Genomic DNA, 23,832 nt, shown 5'->3' with positions numbered 1-23,832 from the left:
CCGATGGTCGAGTGCCGTCACGCGGGGTCCGCGCCGCACCGCACCCGAACACCTCACCCGAACACGATCAGCCCGGCGAAGCCCGCCGCGCCGACCAGGATGCGCCACCAGGCGAACAGCGAGAAGCCGTGGCGGGAGACGTAGTTGAGCAGCTTGCGGACCACGAACAGGGCCGACAGGAACGCCACCACGAAGCCGATGGCGATCAGGCCGACGTCGTCCTTCGACAGGTTCTTGTAGTTGTCGAGCAGGTCCTTGGCGAAGGCGCCTGCCATGGTCGGCATCGCGAGGTAGAACGAGAACTCGGTGGCGGCGCGCTTGCCCGAGCCCATCAGCATCGCCCCCACGATGGTGGCGCCCGAGCGCGACACGCCCGGAATCATCGCCAGGCACTGGAACAAGCCGATCTTGAGCGCCATCGGCAGCGAGAACTGGTGCACGTCGTCGTATTTCTGCTCGATCTCGGTTTCGTCGATGACGAGGAGCACGAGGCCGCCGGCGACCAGGGTCGAGCAGATGATCCAGGGATTGAACAGGTAGAACTTGATGTACTTCGAGAACAGGCCGCCGATGATCGCGGCGGGCAGGAACGCGATCAGGATCGCCAGGATGAAGCGGCGGGCGTTCGGGTCGCGCGGCGCCCGCAGGAGCAGGTCGACGAGCTGGCGGAAGTAGACCCCGACGATGGCCAGGATGGCGCCGAGCTGGATCAGCACCTCGAAGGTGTTGTTGGGCGACTCGAAGCCGATGAAGTGCCCGACGAGGAGCTGGTGGCCGGTCGAGGAGACCGGGATGAACTCGGTGGCGCCCTCGACGAGGGCGAGCACCACGGCCTTGCCGATGCTGGCTGCGTCCATCACCGCGCCCCCCGGCTCGAACCGAATCCGCGCGCGGGCACGCCCGCCCTCCGTCTTCCCGCCGTCGTCATGTCGTCTGCTCTCGTGCTCGCGCCGCGGCGGTCTCGACCGCGTCCGGCGGGGATTGAGGAACCCGGAACCCGACTTCAGCGCCGTGCCCGCGTCTCGCGCGCCGGTACGGCTCCACCTCTGTGGCAAGTCTGTGGTGCCGAATCCTGCCGGCCGGGGTGCCGGACCGCCCCGGCCTCGGGCACGCAGCCTCGCACCGGCATGGTTGAGGCTCGGTTACCAGCCCCTCGCACCCGTGTTAAGGATGCCGAAAGACATTCATGAACCAGTGACCGGACGTTAATCCTGGGTGGGTCAATCCGGACACGTTCAACCCACCGCGAGCCGACCTTCAAGGCCAGCCAACAGACGAAGCGCGAAACGGCCCCGCATGGCGACGCTCCATCACTCCTCGTTCTGCCCGCATTCCCGCTTCGTGCGCCTCGTCATGGCCGAGATGGGCATGGAGCCCCACCTCGTCGAAGAGCGGCCCTGGGAGCGCCGGGAGGACTTCCTGATGCTCAACCCCGCCGGCACCACCCCGGTGCTGGTGGAGGAGGGCGGCCTGAGCGTTCCGGGAGGCGGCGTCATCGCCGAGTACCTCGACGAGACGCGGGGCCTCGGCTCGAGCGGGATCCGGCTGCTGCCGGAATCCCCCGCCGCCCGGGTCGAGGTGCGCCGCCTGCTCGACTGGTTCCTGCAGAAGTTCGACCAGGAGGTGACCGGCTACCTCGTCACCGAGAAGATCCACAAGCGCTTCATGACCTCGCAGCACGGCGGCGGCCCGCCGGACATGAACGCGATCCGGGCGGCGCGCAGCAACGTGCGCTACCACCTGAAATACATCGGCTACCTGATCTCCCGGCGTAACTGGCTGGCGGGCGGCCATCTGACCTATGCCGATCTGGCGGCGGCGGCCCATCTGTCCTGCGTGGATTATCTGGGCGACGTGCCATGGGACGAGGACGAGACGGCGAGGAACTGGTACGCACGAGTGAAGTCGCGCCCGTCCTTCCGCAGCCTGCTCGCCGACCGGGTGGCCGGGATGGCACCGGCGGACCACTACGCGGACCTGGACTTCTGAGGGGACCTGGACGTCCGGCGGGCGACGGCGCGGCCCTCCGGCGCTTCCTCGAGGCCCGTGCCCGGGCGCTGGGCTTCGACGCGCTGGCGGTGACGCGACCCGACGCGGTGCCCGCCCTCCCCGAGCGCCTGTCCGCCTGGCTCGCGGCGGGCCACCACGGCGGCATGGCCTGGATGGAGGAGCGCACCGGCGCGCGGGCGGACCCGGCGGTCCTGTGGCCCGACGTGCGCAGCATCGTGATGCTCGGGGTCAATTGCGGGCCCGAGGGCGACCCGCTGGCGGCGCTTAGCGATCCCTTGCGCGGGTCGATCGCGGTCTACGCCCGGCGGCGCGACTACCACGACGTGATCAAGGGCAAGCTGAAGGAGCTCGGCGGTGCCTTCGCGGCGAGAGCGGGCGCGGAGATCAAGGTCTTCGTCGACACCGCGCCGGTGATGGAGAAACCGCTGGCCGCCGCCGCCGGCCTCGGCTGGCAGGGCAAGCACAGCGTGCTGGTGTCGCGGGAGTTCGGCAACTGGCTGATGCTCAGTGCGATCTACACCACGGCGGACCTGCCGGTGGATGCGCCCGAGGGCGACCGGTGCGGACGCTGCCGGCGCTGCCTCGACGCATGTCCGACGGACGCCTTCGCGGGCCCCTACCGGCTCGATGCGCGGCGCTGCCTGGCCTACCTGACGATCGAGCATGCGGGCCCGATCCCGCCGGAGTTCCGGGCGCCGATGGGCAACCGGGTGTTCGGCTGCGACGATTGCCTGGCGGTCTGCCCCTGGAACAAGTTCGCGGCGGCGACTCGGGAGGCGCGGCTGATGGCGCGCGAGGACCTGTCGGCGCCGCCCCTCGCAGAGCTGGCCCGGCTCGACGACGCCGCCTTCCGCACCCGGTTCGCCGGCACGCCGATCAAGCGCACGGGGCGCGATCGCTTCCTGCGCAACGTGCTGATCGCCATCGGCAATTCGGGAGACGAGACCCTCGCCGGCGAGGCGGAGCGACTGCTGGAGGACGCCTCGCCGCTGGTCCGGGGCATGGCGGTGTGGGCGCTTGCCCGCCTCGGGCGCCTGCCCCCTGCCCCGCCGCCGGGCGAGCAGGACCTGGACGTGCTCGCCGAGTGGGACCTCGCGAAAAACCCGGGTGCCCAGAGGGCGAGCCCTCTGGCGGGTGCAGGGCAGCGCCCTGCATAAGACCGCATCCCCGTCAGGCAAGGCTCAAGCCGCATGAACCTGTTCGTCTTCGGGCTCGGCTACACGGCCGGCCACTTCGTGGCGCGCGAGCGCGCCCGCTTCGCCTCGGTGACGGCGACCCGGCAGGCGCCGGCCGAGGTCGACGGCGTCGCGATGCGGGTGTTCTCGCCCGACGAGGCGGATCCGCGGATCGCCGGTGACCTGGCGCGGGCCGACGCGATCCTGGTGTCGATCCCGCCGGATTCGGGCGGCGACCCGGCGCTCGGGTCCTACGCTGAGGCGATCGCCGGCGGCCCGGCGCGGTGGATCGGCTACCTCTCGACCATCGGGGTCTATGGCGACCAGTGCGGCGCCTGGATCGACGAGGCGACGCTGCCCGCCCCCACCCATCAGCGCACCCGCGACCGGGTCGCGGCGGAGGAATCCTGGCTCGCCCTCGGGGCCCGGACCGGCAAGGCGGTGCAGGTCTTCCGGCTGTCGGGCATCTACGGGCCGGGGCGCAACGCGTTCGAGAAGCTGCGCCAGGGCAAGGCGCAGCGCATCGTCAAGGCGGGCCAGGTGTTCAACCGCATCCACGTCGACGACATCGCGACGACCCTCGCGGCCTCCCTCGCCCGGCCGCGGCCGGGCGCGATCTACAACGTCACCGACGACGAGCCCGCCCCGCCCCAGGACGTGACGGCCTTCGCGGCCGACCTCGCCGGGCTGCCGCTGCCGCCGGCGGTCGACTTCGACACCGCCAGCTTGAGCCCGATGGCGCGCAGCTTCTACGGCGAGAACAAGCGGGTGCGGAACCGGCTGATCCGCGAGGAGCTGGGGGTGAGGCTGGCCTATCCGACGTATCGGGAGGGGTTGCGGGGATTGGTGTAGGAGGCAATCCCTGTCATACCGCCGCGCCTTCGAACGGACCCGTTCGGAGGCGCAAGGCAAGCCCGAACGGGCGCCGGCGCTGATGCGCCGGACGCCTTCGCATCGACGTGTCGATGCGAAGGCGCGAGGGTATCAGGCCTCGAAATACCTTCTCGCGATCCTGGCAGTCAGGGCAGCCTGCAACGATGCCGGCAGGTGAAGCGCAGTCCCCTCTCCCGTGTCGCAGAGGCGATCCTGCGCTCTATTCTGTGGCCTCAGAGTCTCGCTTAAATTTGCATCGGGTCGGACGATTCGACGATGCCGAACACGGTGGCTAACGCACCTGATCCACTGGTCATCGTGGTCGGCGGCTCAGGCCGGCACGCCCGCGTCGTGCTGGAGGCCGCGGATCTCGCCGGACTCCCGGTCCGCGGCGTCCTCTCGGACGCGCTGCCTGCCGGCGAAACGTTCTTCGGCACGCATCGCGTCCTCGGCAGACTCAACCGCCTCCAGGACCGAAACCTCCTGCAAGCGTGCCGTTTTCATCTCGGAACCGGCGATCAGGCCGTCCGACGATCAACGGCGGACACGATCGAGGCGCAGGGCGGACGGCTGGGCACTATCATCCACCCTGCCGCCATCCTGTCCCCGAGCGCCGAGATCGGTGCCGGGACGTTTGTCGCCGCCGGTGCCATCATCGGCGTGAGCGCCGTCCTGGCGGAATCCTGCCTCGTCAACACGGGGGCGAGCATCGACCACGATTGCCGACTCGACCCGGGGGTATGCGTCGGTCCAGGCGCACGCCTCGCCGGCGCCGTTCGATGCGAGGCCGACGTTTACATCGGCCTCAATGCCGGCATCCTGCAGGGGCTGCGGATTGGCCGGGGGGCGGTGGTCGGTGCTGGCGCCGTCGTCACGCGGGACGTAGCTGCCGGTTCGACCATCGTCGGCTGTCCAGCCCGACCCATGAAGCGACGGTCGAGACCTGCGGCCAATGCGAACTGAGCGCCGCCTTGGTCCTTCACGCCGCGTGCCGCCCCGCCTCCGCCCCGAAATGCCCGATGTAGCGCTTGGCGATCGCCTCGACGGGGAGCACCACGAACACGTCCGTCGTGCCGAACTGGTAATCGACCACCGCGCCGTCGCCGAAGGTGGCGCCGACCCGGAGATATCCCTTGATCAGCGGCGGCAGGGCCTGGAGGGCGGCCTTGGGGTCGATCGCCTCGCGGCTGAGGCGGTCCATGGCGACGTGTCGGCCCGGCAGCGCCCGGGCGCGCCAGCCCTCGGGGGCGCGGGCGAAATGGTGCAGGAAGCTCAGCGGCAGGGCGAGGCGGTCGGGATCGGTGCCCTCGAGGCTGGCGCAGCCGAGCATCGCGTCGATGCGGTGGTGCAGGACGTAGGTCCAGATGCCGTGCCAGAGCAGCTCGACGGTCCGCTTGGTGCGGTAGGGCTTGAGCACGCAGGAGCGGCCGAGCTCCAGCACCCGCTTGCCGGCATTGGCCTCGAGCACCGGGCCGAGGTCGTACTCGCCGGCGGTGTAGAAGCCGAAGTTCCGGTCGGCCTGCTCCTGGCGCAGCAGCCGGTAGGTGCCGACGACCCGGGGCTTGGGCTTGCGGAACGGCTTCGCCTCCTGCGCCGCGTGGTCGATCACCAGGAGGTGGTCGCAGACCGCGTCGTACTCGTCGGCGTCGCGGCGCTTCAGGAGGGCCATGCCGGTCGGGATCGCCGCCATCTCCTCGTAGAAGACGCGGTAGCGCAGGCGCTGGGCCCGCTTGACCTCCTTCGGCGTCGTCGCGAGGCGCACCTCGAGGGAGCCGATGCGGCCGAGCACCGGGTCGAGGCCGGGGGTCGGAAAGTGCCTCAGCCGCGGGAAGAGCCGCGACGGCTGGCCGAACCCCTTGAGGTGGATGCCTCCCTCGGCGGCACGGCCGAGGAGCCGCGCGAGCGGTATGCCGGGCGGAGCATCGCGGCCGTCGCCGGCCGGACCGCGGGTGAGGAACGGAACCATGTCGAGGCATCCCGTGCGGCGCCGGCCGATCCGGCGCCCTGGGCGGCCGCCGCGACCGCCCCGCGTGCCGACAAGACACCACGAAGCCGGCACGGGAATATGACAAGGGTTCAGGAGGCGCAACAATGTGTTGGCCCGGCCGCAGCCGCGACCGCGCCCCGGCGCGCCGGGACCCGCGGCCCCGCCGGCTCGCGAGGCCCGTCCCTCGGCCCGGGCGGCACCGCTCACCTTGCGGCACACGCGGATGGGCGCTACGCCGCCGCTACCAGGGCATTCGCCCGCAGGCTGACCGGGCCCGCAGGACCGGCGGCTCGCGGCCGATGCGGGCGAGGCCCAGGCGTCGTCGGATCCCGGCCGGATCGCCACCCGGAGAGATCATTTGAGCGTCGTGAATCCGGCGGCCGGTGCGGAGCACCCGCAGGCGAGCCAGGCGGAGCGACGGGTCGGCGCGGTCCGGCTCGCGATCGGATGCGCGCAGGGGCTCGGCCTCTGGTTCTTCTTCACGAAGGCGGAGGCGATCTGGGGCGTGGGGCCCCACCGGATCGTGATGGCCTACGCGCTGCCGCTCCTCCTGATCGCGCCGCTGATCCCGATCCTCGGCATCGGTCGCCTGCGTGCCGGCACCCTGCTCGCCTGGCTGGGGGCGGCCTGCACCCTGCTGGTCCTCCTCGTCGCCTACGACCTGTGGCGGGCGGGACCGCCGGCCGGCGGCGTGACGCCCGAGGGCGAGCTCGGCCTGCTCATGCTCCCGGCGGCCTTCGCGCTCACCTACATCCTGCATCACTTGATCGAGCCGGCCGATGCGGCGCGGCGGTGGCGCCCGCCCTACGCGGCCTATGTCGGCGGCGCCTGGCGGCACGCGTTCCAGATCAGCTTGGGCATCGCGTTCGCGGCGGCGGTCTGGGGGGTGCTCGCCCTCAGCGCGGCCCTGTTCGGAGCCCTCAAGCTCGCCGCGGTGGCGCAGGTGCTGAGCGCCCCGGGAGTCGTGATGCCGGCTCTCGGCGTCGCCTTCGCGGGGGCCGTGCACGCGACGGATCTCCGGTCCGGATCGCTCGCGGCCCAGACGCCGGTCGCGATGGTGCTCGTCACCGTGCTCGCCGTCCTGGCGACCGGCCTGATCGCGGCCTTCCTGAGCGCGCTGCCGCTCACCGGGCTGGCGCCGCTCTGGGCGACGGGCCACGCCGCCGCCCTGCTCCTGGCCAGCACCGCGCTGCTGATCGTGATCGTCAACGCCGCCTACGGCGACGGCCGGACGCCGGAGGCCCGATCGCCCCTGCTGCGGGCCACGGTGCGGCTGGCCGGCCTGCTGCTGGCGCCCCTCGTCGGCCTCGCGCTCACGGCACTGTTTTTGCGCATCGAGCAGCATGGCCTGACACCAATCCGGGTCTGGGGCGTCGCCGCCTGCGCGGTCGCGGCGGTCTACGCCCTCGGCTATCCGTGGGCCGCGCTCCGGGCCCGTCCCTGGATGGGCGCCCTCGGCACCACCAACCTGGTCGGCGCCGTCGCGACCGTGCTGGCGCTGGTGCTCCTGCTCTCGCCGATGGCCGACCCGGCCCGGCTCTCGACCGCGGACCAGATCGCGCGACTGGAGAGCGGCCGGGTGGGACCGGAGAGCGTCGACTTCATGGCGCTCCGCTTCCGCTTCGCCCGCTACGGCCGGGAGGCGCTGGCGCAGCTCGCAGCGTCGCAGGATCCGGTCGTCGCGGACCTCGCCCGGGAGGCCCAGCGCCGGGGATCGCCGCGCGGGAACGACCTCGCCCCCCGCGGGCCGGCCTTCGCGGGTGCCACGATCGCGCCGCCGGGAGCCTCGCTGCCCGCAGGCTTTCGCGAGCAAGTCTGGCGGCCTGACGGGTCGTACCGGGATCCGTCCGCCTGCTTCGTCTCCGCGGTGCGCTGCAGCCTGCTGGTGATCGACCTCGACGGCGACGGTACGCCGGAAGTGCTGGCCGTCCGGGAATTGCCGGATCCGCCGGGGAGCGGCGGCGTCTCCGCGACGGAGGCCGGCGTGTACCGGCGCGACGCGCACGGGGTCTGGCGCAAGGCCGGGACTCTGTCGTGGCCGTTCGGCCGCGCGATCGCCGACTCGGTGCTGGCAGGGATCCGAGCCGGCCGGGCGGTTCCGATCCCGCCGATCATGCCCGATCTCGATGTCGACGGGCAGCGCCTGCGCTTCGCGCCGAGCGCGAACGGATCGGGGCGTTAGGGCTGCCTCGTCCGCGGCGCCCGGCAGCCGGGCGCCGCGATCCGTCTCGTCAGACGAACTGCCCGAGGCCCGGAATCGAGCCGACGATCGGGCCCATCACGTCCTCGCCGGCCTTCTCGCGGCCGTAGGCGAACAGCTCGCGGCCGAGGGGCTGCATCTGGCCCATCGGCACGCCGGCCGACATCAGCTTCTGGCCGAGCGCCATCACGCCGCCGCCCATCATCCCGCCGAGCATGCCCATCAGGCCGCCGCCGCCCTCACCGGGGCCGCCGTCGCCGGCCTGGGCGATCGCCGTCTCGGCGCCCGGCATGGCAGCGATGAGCTGGCCGACCTCCTGGGGCGGGCCCTCCTTCTGCAGGAAGGCCAGGATGAGCCCGATCGCCTTCTGGGCCGTGGTCGCGTCGAGTCCCGTGGCCTGCGTCACCCGGGCAACAAGCTCTTCCATCGTGGTCTCCCGCTCGCCGGCGCGACCTGCCGGTACGCCGCCGGGGGGTCTTCGGCGAAGGCCGGCGCGAAATCAAGGCGTGGCGGCGAAACCGGTGCGCCCGGCGTTGACAGACAGCGCCCGCGCCCGTAACGGTGATGTCTGGCGCGCGGACCAGCCGGTCCGCGCGCCGTCGCGTTCGCGGCGGTCCTTCAGAACCCCCGAACGTCAACTGTCAAAAAGACGACCCCGGCCAGGCGCCGGAGGCCGGATGGAACACGGACGAGAACGATGTTCGCAGTGATCAAGACCGGCGGCAAGCAGTACCGCGTCGCCGCCAACGACGTCATCACGATCGAGAAGCTCGAGGGCGAGGCCGGCACCGCGGTCACCTTCGGCGATGTGCTGCTGTTCACCGACGGCTCCGGCGCGACCCAGGTCGGCGCCCCGCTGGTGTCCGGCGTCAGCGTCGCCGGCGAGATCGTGAAGCAGGCCCGCGGCCCGAAGGTCATCGCCTTCAAGAAGCGCCGCCGCCAGAACTCGCGCCGCAAGCGCGGTCACCGCCAGGACCTCACCGTGGTCCGCGTCACGGGCATCAGCGCCGCGTAAAGCTGGCCGCGAGCCCTTTTTCCAGAATTCAGGAGTTAGCCCCATGGCTCACAAGAAGGCAGGCGGTTCGTCCCGCAACGGTCGCGATTCGGCCGGTCGTCGTCTCGGCGTGAAGAAGTTCGGCAGCGAGGCCGTCGTCGCCGGCAACATCATCGTGCGTCAGCGCGGCACCAAGTGGCATCCCGGCGTCAACGTCGGCATGGGCACCGACCACACCCTGTTCGCGCTCACCGACGGCCGCGTGCAATTCATTACCAAACGAGGCCGCGCCTTCGTAACGGTCGTCGCCAACGACGCCGCCCCGGCCCTGGAGGCCGCAGAGTAACCCGACGGAGCCAGTGACGAGGGAGCTCCGCCGGTGTCCCCACACCGACCCGGCGACTCCTGCTCACCGCAGGCCCTTAAAACGGCCGAGCTCCGAGCGAGATCACGAGGGGAAGGTGGGGCACCACCTTCCCCTTCGTCGTTCTCGCAACCGCACCCGAGCGGGAGGCTCTGGGTTCGGATCGGAGTCAGGCGATGTTTCCCGACCTCACCCGCGACGATGTCTTCCGGCTCGAGACCCGGAGGCTCTGGCTGCGCTGGGCCCGACAGGCCGACGCGCAAGCCCTCGTCCGCTTCGCCGGTGAGAAAGCCGTAGCCGGGATGACCGCGCGCATTCCGCATCCGCTCGATCCGCCGACCGTGGACCATTTCATCCTCGCGTCGCGGCAGGCCAATGCGGATGGACGGGCGCTCATCATGGCGATCACGCCGCGGCGCCAGCCGACCCAGGCGATCGGCGTGGTGAGCATCGAGCCCGACCCGGAGGGCGGCGCACCGCATCTCGGCTACTGGCTCGGCACGCCGTACTGGGGCCAGGGGCTCGCCACCGAGGCGGCGCGGGCGATGATCGACGCCTTCTTCGCCTACACCGAGGGAAGCGAGCTCTCCTCCTCCGCCCGGGTGGTGAACCCGGCCTCGCGGCGGGTGTTGGAGAAGTGCGGCTTCGCCTCGGTCGGCTCCGGCCTGCAGGCCTTCCCGGCCCGGGGCGGCGTCTTCCCGGTCGACCGCTTCCGGCTCGACCGGCGGGCCTGGGACAGCCTGAAGACCTGGCACGCCGCCGGCCTGGTGTTCGAGCGCCACGACCGGCCGGAATGCCGGGCCGGCGCCTGATCCGATCGACCTCCGGCGGCCGGGCCTCCTGCCCGGCCGCCCTTGCATGAACCAGGAGTTTTTCCCGTGAAGTTCCTCGACGAGGCCAAGGTCTACGTCCGCTCGGGAGACGGCGGCGCCGGCTGCGTCTCGTTCCGGCGGGAGAAGTTCATCGAGTTCGGCGGGCCGGACGGCGGCGACGGCGGCCGGGGCGGCGACGTCTGGGTCGAGTGCGTCGAGGGCCTCAACACGCTGATCGACTACCGCTACCAGCAGCACTTCAAGGCGCGCAAGGGCGAGCACGGCTCCGGCCGCAACCGCGCCGGGGGCAAGGGCGAGGACGTGGTGCTGAAGGTGCCGGCGGGCACCGAGATCCTGTCCGAGGACCGCGAGACCCTGATCGCCGACATGACGACGGTCGGGCAACGGGTGCGGCTGGCCAAAGGCGGCAATGGCGGCTTCGGCAACGCCTACTTCACCACCTCGACCAACCGCGCCCCGCGCCATGCCAATCCGGGCCTCGAGGGCGAGGAGCACTGGCTGTGGCTGCGGCTGAAGCTCATCGCGGATGCCGGCCTCGTCGGGCTGCCGAATGCCGGCAAGTCGACCTTCCTCGCCGCCGTCACCGCGGCGAAGCCGAAGATCGCCGACTACCCCTTCACCACCCTGCATCCGGGCCTCGGTGTGGTGCGGGTCGATACCCGCGAGTTCGTGCTCGCCGACATCCCGGGCCTGATCGAGGGCGCGCACGAGGGCGTCGGCCTCGGCGACAAGTTCCTGGCCCATGTCGAGCGCTGCCGGGTGCTGCTCCACCTCGTCGAGGGCACGAGCGAGGATGCCGGCGCCGCCTACCGGCTGGTGCGCACCGAGCTCGAGGCCTACGGCCACGGCCTGGAGGAGAAGCCCGAGGTGGTGGCGCTGTCCAAGGCCGACGCCCTCGACCCCGAGACCCTGGCGCTCCAGCTCGAACGCCTGGAGGCGGAGACCGGTGAGAGGCCCCTCGTCCTGTCCTCGGCCACCCGGCAGGGCGTGACGGAGGCCCTGCGCGCCCTGATGGCCCGCATGGACGCGGCCGCCGCCGAGGCGCCGGTGGAGCGGGTGGCCTGGCAGCCTTGAGGATGGCTCCGCGCATTCTGGCTTCGGGGATGGCAGAGGCGTAAATCTCGGATCGCGAAGGAGCGACCGATGGCGAAACGGCTCATCATCGAGGGCGACGAGGCGGTCGGGATCGCCGAGCGGATGGCGCGGCGTCTCGGCACCACGCCGGACGAGGTCGTGAGGCGCCTCCTGCACGAATCCGAGGCGCGCGCGGTCGCCGAGACCCCGCTCACCCCTGCCCAGAGGGACGACTACGACACTCTGCGCGCCCTGGTGAAAGAGGCCGCCCGGGACAAGCGGCCCGGCGCGACCTCGGACCATTCCGACTTCTACGACACGAACGGCCTGCCGGCATGATCGCCCTCGACACGTCGGCGCTCGTCGCAGTCGCGCTGGACGAGGCGGAGAGCGAGGCATTCTCGCGGATCATCGCCGCGAGCGGTGCCGCGGTCGTCGGGATGCCGACGCTGGTCGAGACCCACATGGTTCTCGAAGCCCGCCTGCTTGGCGGAGCCACGAGATTCCTCGACGGCCTGCTGTCGGTCCCCTCCATCCGCCCGATCGACTTCGACCGCCGGATGTTTCGCGCCGCCACCGACGCTTTTCTCCGCTTCGGCCGCGGTCGCGGGCATCCGGCGCGGTTGAACATGGGCGACTGCATGGCTTACGCCGTGGCGAGGACCCAGAATCTGCCGCTCCTCTTCAAGGGGAACGACTTCGTCCACACGGACCTCATCCCTGCCGCACCATGACCTCCGGTTCCATGCTCACGTCTCCCGCGACCAGCGCCCAGGACACCTCTTCCCTCACCCCCACCCTCGATCAGTTCCGCCGCGTCGTCCTGAAGGTCGGCTCGGCGCTTCTCGTCGACCGGGCTCGGGGGCGGCTGCGGCACGCCTGGCTCGCGGCGCTCGCCGAGGACATCGCCGACCTGCACGGGCGCGGCGTCGACGTACTGGTGGTCTCCTCCGGCTCGATCGCGCTGGGGCGCACGGTGCTGGGCTTCGGGCCCGGAGCCCTGCGCCTCGAGGAGAGCCAGGCCGCGGCGGCGGTGGGGCAGATCGCGCTGGCCCGGCACTGGTCGGAGGCGCTGGCTCACCACGGCATCGTCGCCGGCCAGATCCTGGTGACGCCGCAGGACACTGAGGAGCGTCGGCGCTACCTCAACGCGCGGGCCACCACCCTGAAGCTCCTGGAGGAGCGCGCCGTCCCGGTGATCAACGAGAACGACACCGTGGCGACCTCCGAGATCCGCTACGGCGACAACGACCGCCTCGCCGCCCGGGTCGCCACGATGATCGGCGCCGACCTGCTGGTGCTGTTCTCCGACATCGACGGGCTCTACACCGCCCCGCCGGCGAGCGATCCGAGCGCCGAGCACCTGCCGGTGATCGCCCGGATCACCCCGGAGATCGACGCGATGGCAGGGGGCCCGGCCTCGGAACTGTCCCGCGGCGGCATGCGCACCAAGGTCGAGGCGGCCAAGATCGCGGTCTCGGGCGGCACCCACATGATGATCGCCGACGGGCGGGGCAAGAACCCGCTCAAGGCGGTGGCGGGCGGCGCGCGCTGCTCGTGGTTCCTCGCCGGCTCGACGCCGGGAGCCGCCCGCAAGACCTGGATCGCCGGCTCGCTGGAGCCGCGCGGCACCCTGACGATCGACGCCGGCGCGGCGCGCGCGCTCCAGGGCGGGGCGAGCCTGCTTCCGGTCGGCGTCAGGCGGGTCGAGGGCAGCTTCAGCCGCGGCGATGCGGTGACGATCCGGGCCGAGGACGGCGCGGTGCTCGCCCGCGGCCTCGTCGCCTACGACAGCGACGACGCGGCCCGCATCCTCGGGCGCTCCAGCCGGGAGATCGAGGCGGTGCTGGGCTATCCGGGACGCGCCGCGATGGTGCACCGGGATGATCTTGCCCTGGTCGGGGATTGACCTGAGGCGGATCACCGTTCCGGGAGCACCGCTCCTGACCGGACTTCACCGTGATCGAGTCCGTGGGTCATGCGATGCTCGCCTCGTCGACGAACGACCCCGGACACGAAGAAGGCGCCCGAGGGGCGATGTCTCGCCCCTGGCGCCTTGCTTGAACGATCGAGCGTCACCCCGGCGAACCGGGGCGCGAGAGATCAGCAGAAGTACTGGCCGATCTGGCGCTCGAGATCGTCGGTGATGCGGCCGCCGCGGGTCTCCACGAACTCGCCGATCTGGCGCTCCTGGCGGCGCAGGTTGGCGTCGTGGACCGCGTGGACGATGCGGCTGATGAGGGTGAGGAAGCCGGGCTCCATGTCGGAGCGCTCCTCGGCGGGGGTGATAAGCGAGTGGGTGATGACCGCGAGCATCGGGATCTCCTGTGAGATTGCGCGCGGGCGTTTCCGGTGTTCTTGTTGCATTGCAATATGGTCGCCGCCGCGCTGCACACAAGCGACGCGGCTGCAGCGGCGCCATGCGAATCCGGCATGGCGAATCGGAGGGCCCGGTTAACCTCGCGGTTACGCTTCAGTGTTGTGCGCCAAGGGCTTGAGCCGGGGTTGACCCGGGGGACCCGAGGCGTCAATCAGCCCGTCGCCCGCGCGTCATGCTGGCCTGCTAGGCGAGCCGACCGGCTCGGGGAGACTCTCCCCACAGGCGGGACACACCGCAACACCATCCGGAGACCTTGAGCGCCATGACCGACTGGCCCGTCCACGGCCGCATCAGCGGCCCCATCGTGATGATCGGCTTCGGCTCGATCGGCCGGGGCACCCTGCCCCTGATCGAGCGCCACTTCACCTACGACAAGGCCCGGTTCACGGTGGTGGAGCCGTCGGACGCCCACAAGGCGCTCGCCGACAAGCACGGCCTGCGCTTCGAGCAGGTGGCGCTGACCAAGGACAACTACCGCCAGGTGCTCACCCCGCTCCTCACCGAGGGCGGCGGCCAGGGCTTCTGCGTCAACCTCTCGGTCGACACCTCGTCGCGGGACATCATGGAGCTGTGCCGCGAGATCGGCGCGCTCTACATCGACACCGTCGCCGAGCCGTGGCCGGGCTTCTACTTCGACAAGAACGCCGGCCCCGCCGACCGCACCAACTACGCGCTGCGCGAGCAGATCCTCGACGCGCGCCGCCGCAAGCCGGGCGGTCCGACCGCGGTGTCGTGCTGCGGCGCCAATCCCGGCATGGTGTCTTGGTTCGTCAAGCAGGCGCTCCTCAACGTCGCGGCCGATCTCGGCCTGCAGACGCCCGAGCCGAAGACCCGCGAGGAGTGGGCCGCGCTGATGCGCGAGACCGGCGTCAAGGGCATCCACATCGCCGAGCGCGACACCCAGCGCGCCAAGTCCGAGAAGCCGCAGGGCGTCTTCGTCAACACCTGGTCGGTCGAGGGCTTCGTCTCCGAGGGCAACCAGCCGGCGGAGCTCGGCTGGGGCACCCACGAGACCTGGATGCCGGAGAACGGCCGCACCCTCCCGAACGACGCGCCGGCGATCTACCTGCTCCAGCCCGGCGCCGACACCCGCGTGCGCTCCTGGACCCCGACCGCGCAGGCGCAGTTCGGCTTCCTCGTCACCCACAACGAGGCGATCTCCATCGCCGACTACTACACGGTGCGCCAGGACGGTAAGGCGGCCTACCGGCCGACCTGCCACTACGCCTACCATCCCTGCAACGAGGCGGTGCTGTCGCTGCACGAGATGTGGGGCCAGGCCGGCAAGGTGCAGGAGAAGCACCACATCCTCGACGAGAACGAGATCGTCGACGGCATCGACGAGCTCGGCGTGCTGCTCTACGGCCACGGCAAGAACGCCTACTGGTACGGCTCGCAGCTCTCCATCGAGGAGACCCGGCGGATCGCCCCCTACCAGAACGCCACCGGCCTGCAGGTGACCTCGGCGGTGCTCGCCGGCATGGTCTGGGCGCTCGAGAACCCCGAGGCCGGCATCGTCGAGGCCGACGAGGTCGATTTCCGCCGCTGCCTCGAGGTGCAGCTGCCGTATCTCGGTCCCGTGGTCGGGGTCTACACCGACTGGACCCCGCTCTCCGGCCGCCCCGGCCTCTTCCCTGAGGACATCGACGAGAGCGATCCCTGGCAGTTCCGCAACGTGCTGGTGCACGGGGCGTAAGCTCTCCAGACTTGCGGTATCGGACTTGCGGCATCGCGCCCGACCCCCGGTCGCGGTGCCGCGCTGCGCCGCCGCAGGCTGTCGCGCGTCCCCGCCCGGTGCTACCATCGTGGCGGTGACAGGGAGCCGTGATGTCGCTCGCGCTGCGGCGCGCCCCGCGGATGCGGGTCGCCGAATTCCTTGAGATGATCCGCGACCGCCCGGACGAGGAGCGCTGGGAGCTGCTCGACGGCGAGGCCGTGCTGATGGCGCCGCCGGGCGAGCGTCATCAGGTGATCGTCAGCAACCTCGTCGGCGCCTCGCGCCCGCTCGCCGCGAAGTTCGGCTGCCGGGTCCTGCCCGGGCTCGGACTGCGCAACGACTTCGTCGACGATTACGCGCCGATCCCCAATGTCGTCGTCCGGTGCGGCCCGCTTCTGCCGGACGGCTCCGCCCGCGACCCGCTCGTCGTCGCCGAGGCGCTGTCACCGTCCACCATGCACAACGACCGGGGCCGCAAGGCGGCGTTTTATCAGGGCCTCCAGACCCTGCGCGCCTACCTGATCGTCTATTCCGACGAGGCCCGGGTCGAGCTGTGGTCGCGGGGAAACGGACCGGATGCGGCCGTGCGCGTCCTCGGTCGGGACGACGTGATCCCGCTGCCGGACCTCGACGGGGCAATTCCGGTCGCCGCCCTCTACGAAGACGTTCCCCTCTGACGCCCGAGCCGCCCTTGCCCCATTTCGACGAATTCTATGCCAACAAGCTGCGCGGCACCCTCGGGGTGACCGACGCGGAGTCGGTGCTCGACCTGCGCGGCGCGCCCCGGCCCCAGGCCGAGGCCTCGCTGACCGACATGCTGGAGCGCAGCCGCTTCGCCAAGGGCAAGACCGTGGCGGTGCGCCTCGACGGACCGACGCCCGGCGGTGGCGAGACCCTTTTTCAGCCGATCGGCCGCCTGCTCCTCGACGCCAAGCGCCGCGGCTGGGTCGACCGGCTCCAGACCCTGCCGGCCCAGGACGGCCTCGGCTTCTACGTCGCCCTGGCGGGCCGGCCCGACAAGACACCCGAGACCCGCTGAGCCGATGGACCACCAGCCCCCAGCCGCCCACCTCGGCGACCTTCCCGCCACCGATCTCCTCGCCCTCTACGCCCGCCGCGCCCTCTCCCCCGTCGCGGTGATCGAGGCGGTGATCGCCCGGGCCGAGACCGCCGAGCCGACCTTGCGGGCGCTCTACGCCTTCGCGCCGGAGCAGGCGCTGGCGGCGGCCCGCTCCTCCGAGGCACGCTGGATGCGCGGCGAGGCCCTGCCCCTCGACGGGGTGCCGGTCACGGTCAAGGAGAACGTCGCGACGGAGGGCGTGCCGATGCCGCTCGGCACCGGCGCCCGGCACGACGCGGCGCCGAGCCCGATCGACGCCCCGCCCGCCGCCCGCCTGCGCGAGGACGGCGCGGTGATCTTCGCCAAGACCACCATGCCGGATTACGGCATGCTGTCCTCGGGGCTGTCGAGCTTCCATCCGCTCACCCGCAACCCCTGGGACCCCGCCAGGGGCCCGGGCGGCTCCTCGGCCGGCTCGGGCGCGGCCGCCGCCGCGGGCTACGGCCCGCTCCATCTCGGCACCGACATCGGCGGCTCGGTGCGGCTGCCGGCGGCCTGGTGCGGCGTCGTCGGGCTCAAGCCCAGCCACGGCCGCGTGCCGATCGACCCGCCCTATTACGGCCGCTGCGCCGGGCCCCTCACCCGCACCGTCGCCGACACGGCGCTGATGATGCGGACCTTGAGCCGCCCCGACGCGCGCGACGCCACCGCCCTGCCGCCCGCCGACCTGCCCTGGGGCGACCTCGACGGCCTGAACCTGAAGGGCCTGCGCCTAGGCCTGGTGATGGAGGCCGGCGCCGGCCTCCCGCTCGATCCCGCCAACCGCGACGTGGTGGAGGCGGCGGCGCGCCTCCTCGCCGCGGCCGGCGCCGTGGTCGAGCCGGTCCGGCCGTTCCTGACGCAGGCGATGCTCGACGGGCTCGACCTGTTCTGGCGCCAGCGCGCCTCCCTCGACATCGAGGCCCTGGACGAGGCGCGGCGCGCGCGCGTGCTGCCCTTCATCCGCGACTGGGCGGCGGGCGGCCGGGACTTGAGCGGGGCGGCCGTCTTCCACGGCATGAGCCAGATGGCGGCGATGCGCGACGCCGCGCTGGCGGCGATCCGGCCGTACGATTTCCTGATCGGCCCAGTCTCGCCGAACCCTCCCTTCCCGGCCGAGCACGCCTCGCCCACCAACGACCCGGCCCGGGCGATGGCGCACATCGCCTACACGGTGCCGTTCAACATGTCGGAGCAGCCGGCGATCTCTGTGCCGGCGGGCTTCACGCCGGAGGGGCTGCCGGTCGGCCTGCAGATCGCCGGAAGGCGCTTCGACGATGTCGGCGTGCTGCGGCTGGCCCGGGCGTTCGAGCGGATCCGGCCGGCGCTGCGGCCTTGGCCGATGGTGGAGTAGTCAGAGGGCAGCTGCGACTGAGGTTCGTCGCGCAATCCCCAGGGCGAGGGACGATGTCGCGCGACGGACCCGACACCCTCCCTCGTCATCCCGGGGCCGCGCAGCGGAATCCGGGATCCATAACCGCTGACGCTTCAGGATGAAGCGAGTCGCACTCCGCCTCGTTCTTCAACGTCAGCGGCTATGGATCCCGGGTTCTCGCCTTCGGCGAGCCCCGGGATGACGGAGAGGTGTCGGCGAAACGAGCCCTCGCTTGGCAGAACGCCCGCCCTCAAGCCGTCTCCCCGCTCAACCTTGCCAATGCTCGCTCGCGCCCGATCAGCGGCAGCAGGCCGGCGAGGTCGGGACCGTGATCCAGGCCCGTCAGCGCGAGGCGTAAGGGCAGGAACAGCGCCTTGCCCTTGAGGCCGGTGGCGGTGCGCACGCCGTCCGTCACCTGCTTCCAGGTGCCGGAATCCCACGGCTCCGGCGGCAGCGCTTGGCGGGCGACCGCGAGGAGGTCCGGCGTCTCGCCGGTCACCGGCGTCAACGGGCCCTGCACCACCCGCCACCACTCGGCGGCGTCGGAGACACGGGTCAGGTTCGCCCGCACCACCTCCCAGAACGCCTCGGCCCGGTCGGGCGGGACGCCGAGGGCGGCGAGGCGGTCCGCCACCGCCGCGCAGGGCAGGCCGTGGACCAGGCGGGCGTTGAGGCCGTCGAGTTCGTGCTCATCGAACTTCGCCGGGGCCCGCGAGACATGGGCGAGGTCGACGAGGGCGGCGAGCTCGTCGAGGTCGGAGACCGGCCGCACCGCCTCGGCCGAGCCGGTGAGCACCGCCAAGGCCGCGACGGCCATCGGCTCGTAGCCGGCCGCGCGCAGGCCCCGCAGGGAGAGGTGGCCGAGGCGCTTCGACAGCCCCTCGCCGCTCGCCGTGGTGAGCAGGTTGTGGTGGGCAAAGACCGGGACTGGTGCGCCAAGGGCGGAGAAGATCTGGATCTGGACTGCCGTGTTGGTGACGTGGTCCTCGCCCCGGATCACGTGGGTCACGCCGGTCTCGGCGTCGTCGACCACCGACGGCAGGGTGTAGAGGTAGCTGCCGTCCTCGCGGATCAGCACCGGGTCGGAGAGGCTGTCGGCCTCGACGTGGCACGGTCCGCGCACGAGGTCGTCCCAGGTCACTGTGCCGGGATCGAGGCGGAAGCGCCAGTGCGGCCGGCGCCCCTCGGCCTCGAGGGCGGCCTTCTCCTCAGGCGTGAGCTTCAGGGCGGCGCGGTCGTAGACCGGCGGCAGGCCGCGGCCGAGCTGGCGACGGCGGCGGCGCTCCAGCTCGTCCGGCGTCTCGTAGGCCGGGTAGAGCCGGCCCGCCGCCTTCAACCGCTCGGCGGCCGCGTCGTAGACCGCGAGCCGCTCCGACTGGCGAAAGGTCCCGTCCGGCACGATGCCGAGCCAGCGCAGATCCTCCTCGATCGCCGCGGCGAACTCGGGCGTCGAGCGCGCCGTATCGGTGTCGTCGAGGCGCAGCCAGAACTGCCCGCCCGTCCGCCGCGCGAACAGCGCGTTGAACAGGGCCGGCCGGGCATTGCCGATGTGGAGGAAGCCGGTGGGCGAGGGAGCGAAGCGAACGACGGGTGCCATGGCGGTCCTCGTAGAGCATCGGCGGAGCGCGGCGCAATCGGGCGGTGGTCCGGTGCCCTGCCCCAACGCTTGACAGCCCGAGCCCCGCCGCCGCATCGCGGAGACGTGGCCTCCTCCTCCCTCCCCTCACCGGCCAGTCTCCTGCCGGCCGGCACCACGGCCTGGCTGATCACCGACGGCAAGGCCGGCGACCTCGCGCCCTGCCGCGGCCTCGCCGAGGCCCTCGGGATCGCGGCCGAGGAGCGCACGATCGCACCGCGGCCGCCCTTCTCCTGGCTCGCGCCCCGGGGCCCGGCCGATCCGCGCGAGCGGGCGCTCGCCCCCCCCTGGCCCGACATCGCCGTCGCGACCGGCCGCCGGGCGGTGCCGGCCCTGCGCGCGGTCAAGCGCCGCTCGGGGGGCAGGACCTTCACGGTGTTCCTGCGCGATCCCCGCATCGGCCCGCGGGCCGCGGACCTGATCTGGGTGCCGGCCCACGACCGCTTGCGCGGCGCCAACGTGATCGTGACGGTGACCGGGCCGCACCCGGTCTCGCCCGGGCGCTTGGCGGCGGCGCGGGCGAGGCCGGATCCGCGCCTCGCCGGCCTGCCCTCCCCGCGCGCGGCGGTGCTGGTCGGCGGCGACAGCCGGCACGGGCGCTTCTCGGGGAACGACGCCGACCGCCTGCTCGCCGGGCTCGAGCAGCTGGCGGAGCGGGCGAGCCTGATGATCACCGCCTCCCGCCGCACCCCGCCGGCCTTGCGGGCAGGGCTCGCGGAGCTGGCCCGGCGCCGCGGGGGCTTCTTCTGGGACGGTGCCGGCGAGAATCCCTACCTCGCCCTGCTGGCCCTCGCCGACACGGTCGTGGCGACGGCCGATTCGGCCAACATGGTGACGGAGGCCTGCGCCACCGGGGCGCCGGTGCTCTTGTTCGAGCCGGCGAACCTCTATGCCCGCCACCGCCCGCTCTTCGCGGCGCTGAAACGCCAAGGAACTGTGCATGCTTTCGACGGACGGGTTGAAGCGTTGCGGCCCAAGCCCTTAGACTCGACACTCGCGATCGCGCAGGCTGTGGCGAATGCCTATATGGGGCATCGCGACGCGCTCGCCCGCCGCAAAGCTCGTTAGAGCCTGACCGGCGGCAGCCCCGGAGACCCTCATGCCCACCACCCCGCAGGCTCCCCAGCACGAGAAGCTCGTGATCATCGGCTCCGGCCCCGCCGGATACACCGCCGCGATCTACGCCGCCCGCGCCATGGTCGAGCCGCTGCTGATCTCGGGCTTCCAGCCCGGCGGCCAGCTGATGATCACCACCGACGTCGAGAACTATCCGGGCTTCGCCGACGCGATCCAGGGTCCGTGGCTGATGGAGCAGATGCGCCTCCAGGCCGAGCATGTCGGCACGCGGATCGTCTCGGAATACATCGCCAAGGTCGACCTCTCGCAGCGGCCGTTCCGGCTCGAGGCCGATTCGGGCGCGGTCTTCACCTGCGACGCGCTCATCATCGCCACTGGCGCCCAGGCGAAGTGGCTCGGCCTGCCCTCCGAGGCGAAGTTCCAGGGCTTCGGCGTCTCGGCCTGCGCCACCTGCGACGGGTTCTTCTTCCGCGGCAAGGAGGTCGTGGTGGTCGGCGGCGGCAACACCGCGGTCGAGGAGGCGCTCTACCTCGCCAACCTCGCCTCCAAGGTGACGGTGGTGCACCGCCGCGACAGTTTCCGGGCCGAGCGCATCCTGCAGGAGCGCCTGTTCAAGCACCCGAACGTCGAGGTGGTGTGGAACCACGCGGTCGAGGAGATCTGCGGCCGCGAGAAGCCGGCCCCTTCGGTCACCCATGTCCGCCTGCGCGACACCCGCACCGGGGCGATCACCGAGCGCAAGGCCGACGGCGTGTTCATCGCCATCGGCCACCAGCCCGCGACCTCCGTGTTCGAGGGCCAGCTCCCGTTCCGGGCCGGCGGCTACCTCGAGGTGACGCCGGGCACCGCCATGACGGCGATTCCGGGCGTGTTCGCGGCGGGCGACGTGACCGACGACGTCTACCGGCAGGCGATCACCGCTGCCGGCATGGGCTGCATGGCCGCCCTCGAGGCGGAGAAGTACCTGGCCAACCTGGCGATCGGCGAGGCGCCGCGCCAGGCCGCGGCCGAGTAGGCGAAGTTGTTCCGGGGCCGGGGATGAGCCCCGGCCCCGGCCTTGTGTGGCGTTCGCTCTGAACTCACCGGCCCGTTCTCAGGCCGGCCGGGGCTCTGGCGAGGGGTTTACGGCCGTGGACTGGGACAAGATCCGGATTTTCCTCAACGTCGCCGAAGCCGGCAGCTTCACCAAGGCGGGCGACGACATCGGCCTGAGCCAGTCGGCCGTCAGCCGCCAGATCAGCGCCCTGGAGCGGGAGCTGAAGGCGCCGCTGTTCCACCGCCACGCCCGCGGGCTGATCCTGACCGAGCAGGGCGACCTCCTGTTCCGGGCCGCCCGGGACATGAAGATGCGGCTCGAGACCACCCGGGCGCGCCTCGTCGAGACCAGCGAGCGCCCCTCCGGCGACCTCAAGGTGACGACGACCGTCGGCCTCGGCACCGCCTGGCTGTCGCAGCGGGTGGCCGAGTTCCTGGACCTGCACCCGGATGTCCGCGTCGAGCTGATCCTGACCAACGAGGAACTCGACCTCGCCATGCGCGAGGCCGACGTGGCGATTCGGCTCCGCCGCCCGGCCCAGCCGGACCTGATCCAGCGCCGGCTGTTCACCGTGCACTACCACGTCTTCGCGTCGCTCGAATACGTGAAGCGCTTCGGCGAGCCGAAGACGATCGAGGATCTCGACAAGCACCGCCTGGTCTCCTTCGGCGGCGACCAGCCCTCCTACCTGATGGCGACGCACTGGCTCGCCACCGTCGGCCGCGAGGGCCGCGAGCACCGCACCATCCACTTCACGGTCAACAACATCTCGGCGCTCCAGCTCGCGGTCGAGACCGGCGCCGGCATCGGCATCCTGCCGGACTACGTCGCGGACGGGAACGAGCAGCTGGTGCAGGTCCTGCGCGACTACGAGATGCCGAACCTCGAGAGCTACCTCGTCTACGCCGAGGAGATGCGGACGGTCGCCCGCGTCCAGGCGTTCCGGGACTTCCTCGTCGCCAAGGCGCAGCGCTGGACCTACTGAGCGGGGCGCTCCGGCGCTTGCCTTTCGGCCGGGTGGCACCATGCTCCCCGGGCACCGCGAGGGCAGGCGACGAGGGGCACCGATGACCGACGACGAGACCTTCATGGCGCGCGCCATCGCGCTGTCGGAGCGGACCGCCCTGGTCGAGAGCGCCGGCGGCGCCTTCGGCGCTGTGATCGTGCGCGAGGGCGAGATCATCGGCGAGGGCGCCAACCGGGTCGTCGCCGAGAACGACCCGACCTGGCACGCCGAGATGGCGGCGATCCGCGAGGCCTGCAAGACGGCGGGCAGCTTCAAGCTACCGGGCGCCACCCTCTACACTTCGGCCGAGCCGTGCCCGATGTGCATGGCCGCAGCCTACTGGGCCGGCATCTCGCGGATCTTCTACGCCTCGACCAACGAGGACGCCCTGCGTCACGGCAACTTCGACGACAGCATGATCTACGAGGAGATCCGCAAGCCCGCGGCCGAGCGCAAGATCCCGATCCGGCAGATGATGCGGGCCGAGGCGATCGAGGTCTGGAAACGCTACGAGGCAAAGGCCGACCGGGTGCCGTACTGACGGGCGGGTGCCCCTGCGGGACCGACGCTGTGAAACCCAGGCTTGGGCCGGGAGTTGTCCTTGGCGAGACTTGAGACTTGTCTTTCCGAGTGCGTTTTCGGACCAACGAAGGAGGCCCAACATGCGTCGCACGCGTCTTCTCGCCGCCCTCGTGGCGGCGGCCCTCGCTCCCGGCCCGCTCCTCGCCCAGGCACCCGCGCAGGATCCGGCCAGCACCGGGTCCCTCGGCCCGGCCACCCGCGAGACCACCGATGTCGGCCAGACCAAGCCGCCGGGCGCCGCTCTCGGCCCGGATGCCGGCCTGACGCCGGAACTGCAGGAGCGCGACCGGCAGATCCAGCGCAAGATCGACACCGGGATCTGCATCGGCTGTACTGAGTAGCCGGCGACGGTCCGCCACGCTGGGCCAAGCGAGTTAATCCGCCCTGCATTAGACGGAATGATCGGTTGCAGGC

At 71.7% G+C, this 23,832-nt stretch carries 26 protein-coding genes; 21 read left to right on the top strand and 5 right to left on the bottom strand.

The window, feature by feature from the left end; genetic code table 11:
• Positions 1 to 53 precede the first annotated feature (53 nt).
• Positions 54 to 857, bottom strand: a complete 804-nt coding sequence (locus tag VQ02_RS18950) for an undecaprenyl-diphosphate phosphatase (protein WP_048445765.1) — start codon at positions 855 to 857, stop codon at positions 54 to 56.
• Between the two features lie 439 nt (positions 858 to 1,296).
• Here VQ02_RS18950 and VQ02_RS18945 point away from each other — a divergent pair, with 439 nt between their 5' ends.
• The 4 genes from VQ02_RS18945 (at position 1,297) to VQ02_RS35820 (ending at position 5,021) form a co-directional block, all read left to right on the top strand.
• On the top strand, positions 1,297 to 1,989 hold the full coding sequence (locus VQ02_RS18945) for a glutathione S-transferase family protein (RefSeq protein WP_048445764.1): 693 nt from the start codon (positions 1,297 to 1,299) through the stop codon (positions 1,987 to 1,989).
• Entirely contained in the window at positions 1,887 to 3,167 is a 1,281-nt protein-coding gene (gene queG / locus VQ02_RS18940; protein WP_280818953.1) for a tRNA epoxyqueuosine(34) reductase QueG, read from the top strand. Before VQ02_RS18945 ends, queG begins: the two co-directional genes overlap by 103 nt.
• Positions 3,168 to 3,200: 33 nt before the next feature.
• On the top strand, positions 3,201 to 4,037 hold the full coding sequence (locus VQ02_RS18935; protein ID WP_048445762.1) for an SDR family oxidoreductase: 837 nt from the start codon (positions 3,201 to 3,203) through the stop codon (positions 4,035 to 4,037).
• Between the two features lie 297 nt (positions 4,038 to 4,334).
• Complete coding sequence (locus VQ02_RS35820) at positions 4,335 to 5,021, top strand: NeuD/PglB/VioB family sugar acetyltransferase (RefSeq protein ID WP_083469306.1); 687 nt, start codon at positions 4,335 to 4,337, stop codon at positions 5,019 to 5,021.
• A gap of 16 nt (positions 5,022 to 5,037) precedes the next feature.
• Here VQ02_RS35820 and olsB read toward each other — a convergent pair whose 3' ends face one another.
• The gene (olsB, locus tag VQ02_RS18930) at positions 5,038 to 6,024 is read right to left on the bottom strand and encodes a l-ornithine N(alpha)-acyltransferase (RefSeq protein ID WP_048445761.1); all 987 of its coding nucleotides are present in this window, start codon (positions 6,022 to 6,024) and stop codon (positions 5,038 to 5,040) included.
• Positions 6,025 to 6,403: 379 nt separating this feature from the next.
• Between olsB and VQ02_RS18925 the strand changes: the two genes are divergently transcribed.
• On the top strand, positions 6,404 to 8,227 hold the full coding sequence (locus VQ02_RS18925; RefSeq protein ID WP_053080436.1) for a DUF4153 domain-containing protein: 1,824 nt from the start codon (positions 6,404 to 6,406) through the stop codon (positions 8,225 to 8,227).
• Positions 8,228 to 8,276: 49 nt separating this feature from the next.
• Here the strand turns inward: VQ02_RS18925 and VQ02_RS18920 are convergent, their stop codons facing one another.
• Positions 8,277 to 8,672 carry a DUF2267 domain-containing protein gene (locus tag VQ02_RS18920; protein ID WP_048445760.1) on the bottom strand — a complete coding sequence of 132 codons (396 nt, stop codon included), beginning with the start codon at positions 8,670 to 8,672 and terminating at the stop codon, positions 8,277 to 8,279.
• A 270-nt stretch (positions 8,673 to 8,942) separates the two neighbouring features.
• Between VQ02_RS18920 and rplU the strand changes: the two genes are divergently transcribed.
• From rplU to proB, 7 genes are all read left to right on the top strand, one after another.
• Complete coding sequence (gene rplU, locus VQ02_RS18915) at positions 8,943 to 9,260, top strand: 50S ribosomal protein L21 (protein ID WP_048445759.1); 318 nt, start codon at positions 8,943 to 8,945, stop codon at positions 9,258 to 9,260.
• A 43-nt stretch (positions 9,261 to 9,303) separates the two neighbouring features.
• Complete coding sequence (rpmA, locus tag VQ02_RS18910) at positions 9,304 to 9,585, top strand: 50S ribosomal protein L27 (RefSeq protein WP_048445758.1); 282 nt, start codon at positions 9,304 to 9,306, stop codon at positions 9,583 to 9,585.
• A gap of 194 nt (positions 9,586 to 9,779) precedes the next feature.
• Positions 9,780 to 10,415 (top strand): GNAT family N-acetyltransferase, encoded by a 636-nt coding sequence (locus VQ02_RS18905; RefSeq protein WP_048445757.1) that lies wholly within the window; start codon positions 9,780 to 9,782, stop codon positions 10,413 to 10,415.
• 66 nt (positions 10,416 to 10,481) lie between these two features.
• Positions 10,482 to 11,510: a GTPase ObgE gene (gene obgE, locus VQ02_RS18900; RefSeq protein ID WP_048445756.1), complete on the top strand. Its 1,029-nt coding sequence runs from the start codon at positions 10,482 to 10,484 to the stop codon at positions 11,508 to 11,510.
• Positions 11,511 to 11,579: 69 nt separating this feature from the next.
• The gene (locus VQ02_RS18895) at positions 11,580 to 11,849 is read left to right on the top strand and encodes a type II toxin-antitoxin system VapB family antitoxin (protein WP_048445755.1); all 270 of its coding nucleotides are present in this window, start codon (positions 11,580 to 11,582) and stop codon (positions 11,847 to 11,849) included.
• A complete protein-coding gene (locus VQ02_RS18890; protein WP_048445754.1) occupies positions 11,846 to 12,244 on the top strand; it encodes a type II toxin-antitoxin system VapC family toxin in 399 nt (132 codons plus the stop codon). The genes VQ02_RS18895 and VQ02_RS18890 overlap by 4 nt, the downstream gene beginning before the upstream one ends.
• Before the next feature lie 11 nt (positions 12,245 to 12,255).
• Positions 12,256 to 13,419, top strand: a complete 1,164-nt coding sequence (gene proB, locus VQ02_RS18885; RefSeq protein ID WP_048445753.1) for a glutamate 5-kinase — start codon at positions 12,256 to 12,258, stop codon at positions 13,417 to 13,419.
• A gap of 194 nt (positions 13,420 to 13,613) precedes the next feature.
• Here the strand turns inward: proB and VQ02_RS18880 are convergent, their stop codons facing one another.
• Positions 13,614 to 13,826: a hypothetical protein gene (locus tag VQ02_RS18880; RefSeq protein WP_048445752.1), complete on the bottom strand. Its 213-nt coding sequence runs from the start codon at positions 13,824 to 13,826 to the stop codon at positions 13,614 to 13,616.
• 326 nt (positions 13,827 to 14,152) lie between these two features.
• Here VQ02_RS18880 and VQ02_RS18875 point away from each other — a divergent pair, with 326 nt between their 5' ends.
• From VQ02_RS18875 to VQ02_RS18860, 4 genes are all read left to right on the top strand, one after another.
• Positions 14,153 to 15,586: a homospermidine synthase gene (locus VQ02_RS18875; RefSeq protein WP_048445751.1), complete on the top strand. Its 1,434-nt coding sequence runs from the start codon at positions 14,153 to 14,155 to the stop codon at positions 15,584 to 15,586.
• 131 nt (positions 15,587 to 15,717) lie between these two features.
• Positions 15,718 to 16,284, top strand: coding sequence for a Uma2 family endonuclease (locus tag VQ02_RS18870; RefSeq protein ID WP_048445750.1), 567 nt, complete (start codon positions 15,718 to 15,720; stop codon positions 16,282 to 16,284).
• A gap of 14 nt (positions 16,285 to 16,298) precedes the next feature.
• Positions 16,299 to 16,646, top strand: a complete 348-nt coding sequence (locus tag VQ02_RS18865; protein WP_048445749.1) for a hypothetical protein — start codon at positions 16,299 to 16,301, stop codon at positions 16,644 to 16,646.
• Positions 16,647 to 16,650: 4 nt separating this feature from the next.
• A complete protein-coding gene (locus VQ02_RS18860; protein ID WP_048445748.1) occupies positions 16,651 to 18,060 on the top strand; it encodes an amidase in 1,410 nt (469 codons plus the stop codon).
• Between the two features lie 271 nt (positions 18,061 to 18,331).
• On the opposite strand, the gene gltX is transcribed toward VQ02_RS18860, so the two are convergent.
• Complete coding sequence (gene gltX / locus VQ02_RS18855; protein ID WP_048445747.1) at positions 18,332 to 19,678, bottom strand: glutamate--tRNA ligase; 1,347 nt, start codon at positions 19,676 to 19,678, stop codon at positions 18,332 to 18,334.
• 105 nt (positions 19,679 to 19,783) lie between these two features.
• On the opposite strand from gltX, the gene VQ02_RS18850 reads away from it, so the two are divergent.
• The 5 genes from VQ02_RS18850 to VQ02_RS18830 all read left to right on the top strand — a co-directional run bounded on the left by VQ02_RS18850 (position 19,784) and on the right by VQ02_RS18830 (position 23,759).
• Positions 19,784 to 20,785 (top strand): mitochondrial fission ELM1 family protein, encoded by a 1,002-nt coding sequence (locus VQ02_RS18850; RefSeq protein ID WP_048445746.1) that lies wholly within the window; start codon positions 19,784 to 19,786, stop codon positions 20,783 to 20,785.
• 31 nt (positions 20,786 to 20,816) lie between these two features.
• Positions 20,817 to 21,809, top strand: coding sequence for a thioredoxin-disulfide reductase (gene trxB / locus VQ02_RS18845; RefSeq protein WP_048445745.1), 993 nt, complete (start codon positions 20,817 to 20,819; stop codon positions 21,807 to 21,809).
• 115 nt (positions 21,810 to 21,924) lie between these two features.
• Complete coding sequence (locus VQ02_RS18840) at positions 21,925 to 22,815, top strand: LysR family transcriptional regulator (RefSeq protein ID WP_048445744.1); 891 nt, start codon at positions 21,925 to 21,927, stop codon at positions 22,813 to 22,815.
• A gap of 82 nt (positions 22,816 to 22,897) precedes the next feature.
• Positions 22,898 to 23,377 carry a nucleoside deaminase gene (locus VQ02_RS18835; RefSeq protein WP_048445743.1) on the top strand — a complete coding sequence of 160 codons (480 nt, stop codon included), beginning with the start codon at positions 22,898 to 22,900 and terminating at the stop codon, positions 23,375 to 23,377.
• Positions 23,378 to 23,498: 121 nt separating this feature from the next.
• On the top strand, positions 23,499 to 23,759 hold the full coding sequence (locus tag VQ02_RS18830) for a hypothetical protein (protein ID WP_048445742.1): 261 nt from the start codon (positions 23,499 to 23,501) through the stop codon (positions 23,757 to 23,759).
• Positions 23,760 to 23,832 lie beyond the last annotated feature (73 nt).

This window comes from Methylobacterium variabile (assembly GCF_001043975.1).
Lineage (GTDB): Bacteria > Pseudomonadota > Alphaproteobacteria > Rhizobiales > Beijerinckiaceae > Methylobacterium > Methylobacterium variabile.
The sequence above is the reverse complement of the archived record's forward strand: the minus strand, read 5'-3'. Positions and strand labels throughout refer to the sequence as shown.

Coding starts and splice junctions, on each gene's coding strand:
- VQ02_RS18860 (WP_048445748.1), top strand. CDS start 16,651: ATGGACCACCAGCCCCCAGCCGCCCACCTCGGCGACCTTCCCGCCACC.
- VQ02_RS18875 (WP_048445751.1), top strand. CDS start 14,153: ATGACCGACTGGCCCGTCCACGGCCGCATCAGCGGCCCCATCGTGATG.
- olsB (WP_048445761.1), bottom strand. CDS start 6,024: ATGGTTCCGTTCCTCACCCGCGGTCCGGCCGGCGACGGCCGCGATGCT.
- proB (WP_048445753.1), top strand. CDS start 12,256: ATGCTCACGTCTCCCGCGACCAGCGCCCAGGACACCTCTTCCCTCACC.
- VQ02_RS18920 (WP_048445760.1), bottom strand. CDS start 8,672: ATGGAAGAGCTTGTTGCCCGGGTGACGCAGGCCACGGGACTCGACGCG.
- rpmA (WP_048445758.1), top strand. CDS start 9,304: ATGGCTCACAAGAAGGCAGGCGGTTCGTCCCGCAACGGTCGCGATTCG.
- VQ02_RS18870 (WP_048445750.1), top strand. CDS start 15,718: ATGTCGCTCGCGCTGCGGCGCGCCCCGCGGATGCGGGTCGCCGAATTC.
- VQ02_RS18835 (WP_048445743.1), top strand. CDS start 22,898: ATGACCGACGACGAGACCTTCATGGCGCGCGCCATCGCGCTGTCGGAG.
- VQ02_RS18890 (WP_048445754.1), top strand. CDS start 11,846: ATGATCGCCCTCGACACGTCGGCGCTCGTCGCAGTCGCGCTGGACGAG.
- VQ02_RS18935 (WP_048445762.1), top strand. CDS start 3,201: ATGAACCTGTTCGTCTTCGGGCTCGGCTACACGGCCGGCCACTTCGTG.
- trxB (WP_048445745.1), top strand. CDS start 20,817: ATGCCCACCACCCCGCAGGCTCCCCAGCACGAGAAGCTCGTGATCATC.
- VQ02_RS18905 (WP_048445757.1), top strand. CDS start 9,780: ATGTTTCCCGACCTCACCCGCGACGATGTCTTCCGGCTCGAGACCCGG.
- VQ02_RS18895 (WP_048445755.1), top strand. CDS start 11,580: ATGGCGAAACGGCTCATCATCGAGGGCGACGAGGCGGTCGGGATCGCC.
- VQ02_RS18945 (WP_048445764.1), top strand. CDS start 1,297: ATGGCGACGCTCCATCACTCCTCGTTCTGCCCGCATTCCCGCTTCGTG.
- VQ02_RS18830 (WP_048445742.1), top strand. CDS start 23,499: ATGCGTCGCACGCGTCTTCTCGCCGCCCTCGTGGCGGCGGCCCTCGCT.
- VQ02_RS18950 (WP_048445765.1), bottom strand. CDS start 857: ATGGACGCAGCCAGCATCGGCAAGGCCGTGGTGCTCGCCCTCGTCGAG.
- gltX (WP_048445747.1), bottom strand. CDS start 19,678: ATGGCACCCGTCGTTCGCTTCGCTCCCTCGCCCACCGGCTTCCTCCAC.
- VQ02_RS35820 (WP_083469306.1), top strand. CDS start 4,335: ATGCCGAACACGGTGGCTAACGCACCTGATCCACTGGTCATCGTGGTC.
- VQ02_RS18880 (WP_048445752.1), bottom strand. CDS start 13,826: ATGCTCGCGGTCATCACCCACTCGCTTATCACCCCCGCCGAGGAGCGC.
- rplU (WP_048445759.1), top strand. CDS start 8,943: ATGTTCGCAGTGATCAAGACCGGCGGCAAGCAGTACCGCGTCGCCGCC.